6 protein-coding genes and 1 pseudogene are annotated in these 6,831 nt (G+C 65.7%); all 7 read left to right on the top strand.

Annotation, left to right across the window (positions count from 1 at the left end; all coding sequences use genetic code 11):
- Positions 1–194, top strand: a pseudogene (locus AC1D0P_RS19480) (ShlB/FhaC/HecB family hemolysin secretion/activation protein); the annotation flags it as partial.
- A gap of 32 nt (positions 195–226) precedes the next feature.
- Complete coding sequence (locus AC1D0P_RS19475) at positions 227–2,524, top strand: two-partner secretion domain-containing protein (RefSeq protein WP_477678263.1); 2,298 nt, start codon at positions 227–229, stop codon at positions 2,522–2,524.
- 10 nt (positions 2,525–2,534) lie between these two features.
- The gene (locus AC1D0P_RS19470; protein WP_477678262.1) at positions 2,535–3,002 is read left to right on the top strand and encodes a FecR family protein; all 468 of its coding nucleotides are present in this window, start codon (positions 2,535–2,537) and stop codon (positions 3,000–3,002) included.
- Positions 3,003–3,046: 44 nt separating this feature from the next.
- On the top strand, positions 3,047–3,400 hold the full coding sequence (locus AC1D0P_RS19465) for a hypothetical protein (RefSeq protein WP_477678261.1): 354 nt from the start codon (positions 3,047–3,049) through the stop codon (positions 3,398–3,400).
- Between the two features lie 200 nt (positions 3,401–3,600).
- Positions 3,601–4,527 carry a transporter substrate-binding domain-containing protein gene (locus AC1D0P_RS19460; protein WP_477678260.1) on the top strand — a complete coding sequence of 309 codons (927 nt, stop codon included), beginning with the start codon at positions 3,601–3,603 and terminating at the stop codon, positions 4,525–4,527.
- A gap of 207 nt (positions 4,528–4,734) precedes the next feature.
- A complete protein-coding gene (locus AC1D0P_RS19455; protein ID WP_477678259.1) occupies positions 4,735–6,588 on the top strand; it encodes an SLC13 family permease in 1,854 nt (617 codons plus the stop codon).
- On the top strand, positions 6,585–6,831 hold a 247-nt coding region (locus AC1D0P_RS19450; RefSeq protein ID WP_477678258.1), incomplete at its 3' end, for a hypothetical protein. The genes AC1D0P_RS19455 and AC1D0P_RS19450, both read left to right, overlap by 4 nt.

Genomic DNA, 6,831 nt, shown 5'->3' with positions numbered 1-6,831 from the left:
CCAACAACAAGGTGGGCAGCAGCGGTGTGCCGGGCAGCGTCACGGTGTCCAGCCTGGGCGCCGGCCTGCGTTATGTCTTGAGCCGCGATTTCAGCCTGAATGTGGACCTGGCGCGCGTGAACAACGCCGGCACCTCCCTCACGGAAAAACGGGGCGACTGGAATGCCCACCTGAGCGCCTCGCTGGCGTTCTGAAGAAGACGAAGAAGAACACAAGGTCCATCACCATGATCACCATGCATTCGAACCCGCACTCCAGTCCCCTTCGCCTCTCGCTGCTGGCCAGCGCCCTGTGGGTGGCCTGCGCCACGCAGGCCTTTGCCCAGGGCTTGCCGGCCGGCACCCTGCCGACGGGCTGGAACGTCACCTCGGGCAACGCGGCGATCACAAAAAACGGCAACACGCTGACCATCAACCAGACCAGCCAGCAGGCCATCGCGAATTTTGCGACCTTCAGCGTCGGCTCCAATGCGCTGGTCGACATCCACCAGATCAACAGCTCGGCCGCGCTGCTGGCCCGCGTCAACGGCGGCGACCCGTCGCTGATCCAGGGGCAAATCAGGGCCGACGGCGCCCTGTGGCTGATCAACCAGGCGGGCATCATGGTGGGGCCTGGCGCGCGCATCGACGTGGCGCGTTTCATCGCGAGTTCGCTGAACGTCAGTGACAGTGATTTCCTGGCCGGCCGCATGAACTTCAAGGGCACGGGCACACCGGGCGAAGTGCGCAATGAGGGCACTATCAACGCGGCCAGCGGCGGCAGCATCTACCTGGTGGGCGCCAATGTCGCCAATACCGGCAGCCTGAACGCGCCCCAGGGCGAGGTACTGCTGGCGGCGGGGCAAACCGTGCAACTGGTGGACACGGCAACGCCCGGCGTTTCCGTCGCCATCACCGGCACGCCGGGCGAAGTCCGCAACATGGGCCAGATCACGGCGGAAGCCGGCCGCATAGGCCTGGCGGCGGGCCTGGTGAGCAACAGCGGCACGATCAGCGCTTCCAGCGCGGTACGGGAAGGGGGCAGGATCTTTTTGCGCGCTTCGGGCGACGTCAAGACCTCGGCGATCTCCAGCATCAGCGCCAACGGCACGACCGGCGGCAATGTGGTGCTGATTGCCGAGAACGCGGCCTCCATTGACGGCCAGGTGTCGGCCACCGGCAGCGCGGGCCGCGGCGGCTATGTCGATACCTCGGGCAAAATTTCGCTGGACGTGGTCAACGTCCCGACGGTCGGCCAGGGCGGCGAATGGCACATAGACCCCTTCAACATCGAGATCGTGGCGGCCGGGCCGGATGCCGGCGTCGTGGGCACCAATGCCATCACATCCAATGAGACCGGCGCCCGTATCAACGCGGCGACCATCGTTGCCCAGCTCGATGCCGGCACGAATGTGAGCATCACCACGGGCACGGGCAACCCTGCCATGGACATGGCGCACGGCGACATCACGGTATCGGCTGCCATCAACAAGACCGCCGGGGGCGATGCCGCACTGACGCTGAACGCCAACAACAACATCATCATCAACGCGCCCATCACCAGCACCTCGAACAAGCTGGCCCTGAACCTGAACAGCAACTACCTGAACAACTATCCGGCGGACAACCACGCGGTACAGCTCAATGCCAACCTGGCGCTGAACGGTGGCGCGCTCACCGTGTCGCAAAGCGGGGGCAATGCCAACGGCACGCTCAATATCGTGGGCGGCACGACGACGCTGGCGGGCGGCTCGGCCATCAACGCCGCGGGCGTGAATGTGCAGGCCGGCGGCACGCTGGCCGGTGCCGGCACCCTGGCGCTGGGCGGTACCGGGACGCTGCTGAACAACGGCACCGTGTCACCGGGCACGGCAGGATCCGTCGGCACGCTGTCCGTCCAGGGCAAGTACACGCAGGGCAGCACTGGGGTGCTCAACATCAAGCTGGCGGCCACCGATAGCTTTGACAGGCTCGCCATCAGCAACACTGCCAGCCTGAACGGCCGGCTCAACGTCCGCGCGCTCAACGGCTTTGTGCCGCTTGCCGCGTCGTTTTACAACGTTGTGACGGCAACGGGTTCGGGCAGCGGCAGTTTCAGTACGGTCGATGCACCCAACATCACCTCCGCCGCCGGCACGGCGAACCTGGCCGTCAGCTACCCCGGCACAGGCACCGTTGCCCGCATCATGACAACCGCTTCCTCAGCGGACATCTGCTCGACCTCGCCCAATTCAATGCTCTGCCAGGTGCTGTCGGCCGCCGTCCCTGTCGCGGTCGCGGTCCAGCCCGCCACCACGGCGTCCACCACGGCGTCGAACATCATCGTCAGACAGCTCAGTCCCGGCGGGGCGCTGTTTATTTTCGAGGGTGAATCCACCCCCGAACAGGTCGCCGCCATGCCGGTTTCCATCCCGGCGGCCGGCAGTTCGGGTACTTCGTCGGCATCCGGCGATGACGCGAAAAAGAGCGATAAAAAAGAGGATCAGATGATCATTAAAACCGTTACCAAAACAGCACCGCCACCGCCAAAAACCTTCTGCAACTGAGGTGCATGACATGAAGCTGCCAACATTTTTCACTCCCCTGCTTCCCGCATGTGCGATGGCGATCGCGCTGCTGTTGCTGGCCCCACTTGCGCAGGCGCAGGTGGTCGGCACCGTCACCAAAGTATCCGGCCTGATGGTGGCCAAAAGCGCAGAGGGCCGCAGCCGGGTGCTGGCCGAAAACTCGCCGCTGCGCCAGGGCGATAGCGTCACCACCGGGCGCAACGCCTTCGCCCGCCTGGAGTTTGTGGACGGCGCGGCGATGGTGCTGCAGCCCGAGTCCCTGCTGGTGCTGACGCGCTACAGCTACGACGCCGGCAAACCCGAGCTCGACAAGGTAGAGCTGGAATTGACGCAAGGCGGCTTCAGCAGCACGGCCGGCGCGCTGGGAAAACGCAGCCCCGACGCCGCCGTGATCACCACCCCCGCGGGCAAGCTGCAGGGCAGCGCCAGCATGGAGGTTTCCCTCAGGCAGCCTTGAGCCGCCTGAGCCGCCTCCACAACCCCAACACAGCAGGAAATCCCATGAAAAAATTCATTTCAAGTTGCCTGGCCTTGCTGGCCGCACTGGTCTCCACCGCAGCCCTGGCGCAGCCCGCGCCACTGGGCATCCCCCGGTCCTCCCCCTCTCCCGCGCTGGCACCGGGGTTGTATGTGCACGTGATAGACGGCCTGGTCAACCTGAGCAACCAAGGCGGCACCACCAGTTTCGCGCCCGGCCAGTTTGGTTTCACGCCCACGATAACGCAGCCGCCAGCCCTCTTACCCAGAACGCCGCCTCTTATGCTCCCGCTGCCTGTGAGCTTCCAGGGCCCAAGCACTGGCAACGGTGCGACCGGCGGCAACAAGGCGGCCGCCATCGACTGCGTGGTGCGCTGAACCACGGGCGCAGCGCAGCCCGGCCCCTTCAAAGCCCCTGTTTCGCAAGGAACAGGGGCTTTTTTCATGCCCGCGGGAAGCGCCGGCCGCCCACAATGAGTACCTTGGTCGTACCGGGGAAGCCCTGCCCTGGCGACGTTGCGTATTGAGGGCTTTTCACTAAGAATCAGCTGGACAGGTCCGAACAACGGGGGGTTCTTATGAAGACAGTATTTCTGCTTCGCTCCAGTCCCAGCTCCAGCTCGATCCAACTCCGGTGGTTGCCGGCCGCCCTGGCCCTGCTGGCCGTCGCGATGCCGCAATGGGCCGAGGCCCAGGCCACGCTGGAAAAAATCAAGAGCCGCGGCCAGATCAACATCGGCTACCGCGCGCTGGCGGCGCCCTTCTCGTATCACCAGACGCCGGAAAAACCGCTGGGCTACAGCATCGAGTTCTGCAAACCCATGATCGAGCGCCTGCGCCAGGCCGCCGGCAACAAGAACCTGCCGGTGCGCTACATCGCCACCGAAGTGGACGCCCGCGTCCGCCTGCTGTCCGAAGGCAGCGTGGACCTGCTCTGCGAGAACGTGACCGACACGCCGGATCGCCGCGCGCGCATGGAATTTTCCACGCCGATTTTTGTCGACGCCATCCAAGTGGCCGTGCGCAACAAGGACATGGTCAGCACRCTGGAACAGCTGAAGGGCAAAAGCATCGTCGGCATTGACGGCAGCACCGTCGTGCCGGCCCTTGACCGCTATGCGCAGTCGCACGCGCTGCAGTGGCAACACGCCAAGGCCGTGAATCCCGATGCGGCGCTGGGGCAGTTGCAACTGGGCTGGGCGGCCGGTTATGCGCGCGACGGCGTGATGCTGGCGGCGCAGCTTGCGAGCCTGCCGGACGCGGGCAACTACACCATCCTGCCGGAGCGCCTGTCGGTGGAAACCATCGCCATCGGCTACCGCAAGGGCGAYGCCGCCATGGGCGAGCTGGTCAATGCCTCCATCAAGGAATCCATGCGCAGCGGCGCTGCCCAGGGCTGGTACGAGCAGTGGTTTTTAAAGCCGGCCAAACCCGGCGGCAAGCCGTTGTTCGCGGCCATGCCCCCGGAAATGAAAACGCTTTTTGACACCGCCAAGGCCAACTGACAGAAGCCGGGCAGACACCCCGGCGGCTCAAAACGCTACGGGTTTCCAAGCTGCCGGTGTCGCCGAAACAATGATGTAATGGCGCTCAAAATGCGCCGGCTCCCCCTCAACAGGGTGCCGGCAGCTCAATTAAAAAACAGGCCAGGAACGCCGATGCAAACGTCCCTCCGGATTCACCCCAGCGCCGCGTGCTAGGCCCGCGAATCCATGCCGCTTTCCGCCACCCCTGATTCCGACGCCCTGGCCTTGCTGCGCCAGGACCCGCTGTTTGCCGACCTGTCGGGCAGCCAGCTGGCGCGGCTTCTGGCCAGCCTGCACTGGGTGGAGTTCGCTGCGGGCGAGACGCTGTATGAACACGGCACGCCGGCCCGCTGCCTGTATCTGCTCCAGGCCGGCGCATTGCAGCTGAGCACGCCGGGCGGCCGCACGCTGGCCCTGGCCGGCATGCGCTGCGGCGAGGAAGCCGCCGGTGACACGGCGAACTACCTGTGCAGCGTGAGCGCCACCGCGCCGGTCAAGGCCTTGCAGCTCACGCGCGAAGCGCTGGCGGAACTCGCCGACAAGTCACCGTCGCTGCGCAGCCGCGCCCTGCTGGCGCTGATGGGCTATGTGGGCGGCGAGAACTTCCTCAAGCCGGCCAGGCCTGCCGCCCCCAAAACACCGAAGCCGATCTCGACGCGCGAGCTGGCCGGCTGGCTGGCCGTCATCGGCGTTCCACCCGCGATCTATTTCCTCTCCGGCATGGGCGGGCTGGTGGTGGAGGCCTCGCTGTTCCTGGCCATCCTGTCGGCCACGGTGCTGATGTGGCTGTTCAACCTGGCCGACGAGTTCGTGCCGCCGCTGGTGGCCATCACCGCGGTGCTGATCGTGGGCCTGGTGCCCTCCGAGGTCGCGCTGGCCGGCTTCTCGTCGCGCACGCTCACGACGCTGGTCGGGGTGTATGCGCTGGCGGCGGTGATCTCGGCCTCGGGCCTGAGCTACCGCTTCATGCTGTGGCTGCTGGTCAAGCTGCCCGACACGCCCTTCTGGCACCAGGCGGCGCTGCTGCTGTCGGGCTACCTGCTCTCGCCCATCATGCCCTCGGGCAATGCCCGGCTGTCGCTGGTGCTGCCTTTCTACCGCGACATGATCGACGGCCTGAATTTGCCGGCGCAGGGCAAGTCGGCGACGGCGCTGATGGCCGCGACCTTCTCGGGCGCCATGCTGTTTTCACCCATGCTGCTGACCAGCAAGTCCTCCAACCTGACGGCCTTCGGCATGCTGCCCCTGCAACTGCAGGACCAGTTCCAGGGCCTGTTCTGGTTTGCGGCGGCCGGCGTGGCCGCGCTGACCGTCACCGCCGCGCACCTGCTGGTGGTGCGCCTGTGTTTCGGCCGCACGGCACAGGCCGCCCTGCCCAAGGAAAGGCTCAAGCGCCAGCTGGATTTGCTGGGCCCCATCACCAAGCCCGAACAAGCCGCCCTGGCCGGCTTCCTGTTCTTCCTGGTGGGGGCCGGCAGCGCCGGCTGGCACCAGATCTCGCCGGCCTGGCTGGCCGCATTTTTGCTGGCCGGCTTGCTGCTGATGGGCTTGCTGAGCAAGAAAGACTTCCAGCAGAAGATCGACTGGCCCATGATTTTTTTCCTGCTCAGCCTGGACGGCCTGAGCCGCGCCATCAGCTACCTGGGCCTGGACACGGCGCTGGCCCACTCGGCCGGCGGCCTGTTCGATTTTGTCGGCGGCAGGATGGCCTGGTTCATCCCCGTGGCGCTGGTGGTCACGCTGCTGCTGCGCCTGGTGCTGCCGATCACCGCGGGCATGATCGTCGCCGCGGTGATCCTGATTCCCATCGGGCAGGCGCAGTTCATCAACCCCTGGGTGGTGGTCTTCCTGACCGCCATGTTCAGCGACATCTGGTTCCTGCCCTACCAGAGCTCGCAGTACCTCCAGGTGCAGGGCAGCGGGCTGGACCGCTATTACAAACACTCGGATTTCCTGCGCTATAACCACTGGATGAACCTCGCGCGCCTGCTGGCGGCCTATCTTTCGATTCCCTACTGGGAATGGCTGGGACTGGTATGAAGAGCGGAACGCTGGCCGCCCTCACGGCCGCGGCGCTGCTGGCCGCGCTGCTGCTGCTGGGCCTGTTCAACCTGTCCAAGCCGCGCATCCTGGTGCTGCACAGCTCGGAGCGCAGCTCCACCACCGTCGGCAAGATGGACGAAGGCATACGCCAGGCCCTGGACAGGAACCGGCAGCCGATGACGGTGCGCTGGCACTACCTGGGCATAGACACCCTGCCCGACGAAGACCACCGCCAGGACG

This window comes from Polaromonas sp. P1_G2 (assembly GCF_056405515.1).
The sequence above is the reverse complement of the archived record's forward strand: the minus strand, read 5'-3'. Positions and strand labels throughout refer to the sequence as shown.

Coding starts and splice junctions, on each gene's coding strand:
- AC1D0P_RS19475 (WP_477678263.1), top strand. CDS start 227: ATGATCACCATGCATTCGAACCCGCACTCCAGTCCCCTTCGCCTCTCG.
- AC1D0P_RS19470 (WP_477678262.1), top strand. CDS start 2,535: ATGAAGCTGCCAACATTTTTCACTCCCCTGCTTCCCGCATGTGCGATG.
- AC1D0P_RS19465 (WP_477678261.1), top strand. CDS start 3,047: ATGAAAAAATTCATTTCAAGTTGCCTGGCCTTGCTGGCCGCACTGGTC.
- AC1D0P_RS19455 (WP_477678259.1), top strand. CDS start 4,735: ATGCCGCTTTCCGCCACCCCTGATTCCGACGCCCTGGCCTTGCTGCGC.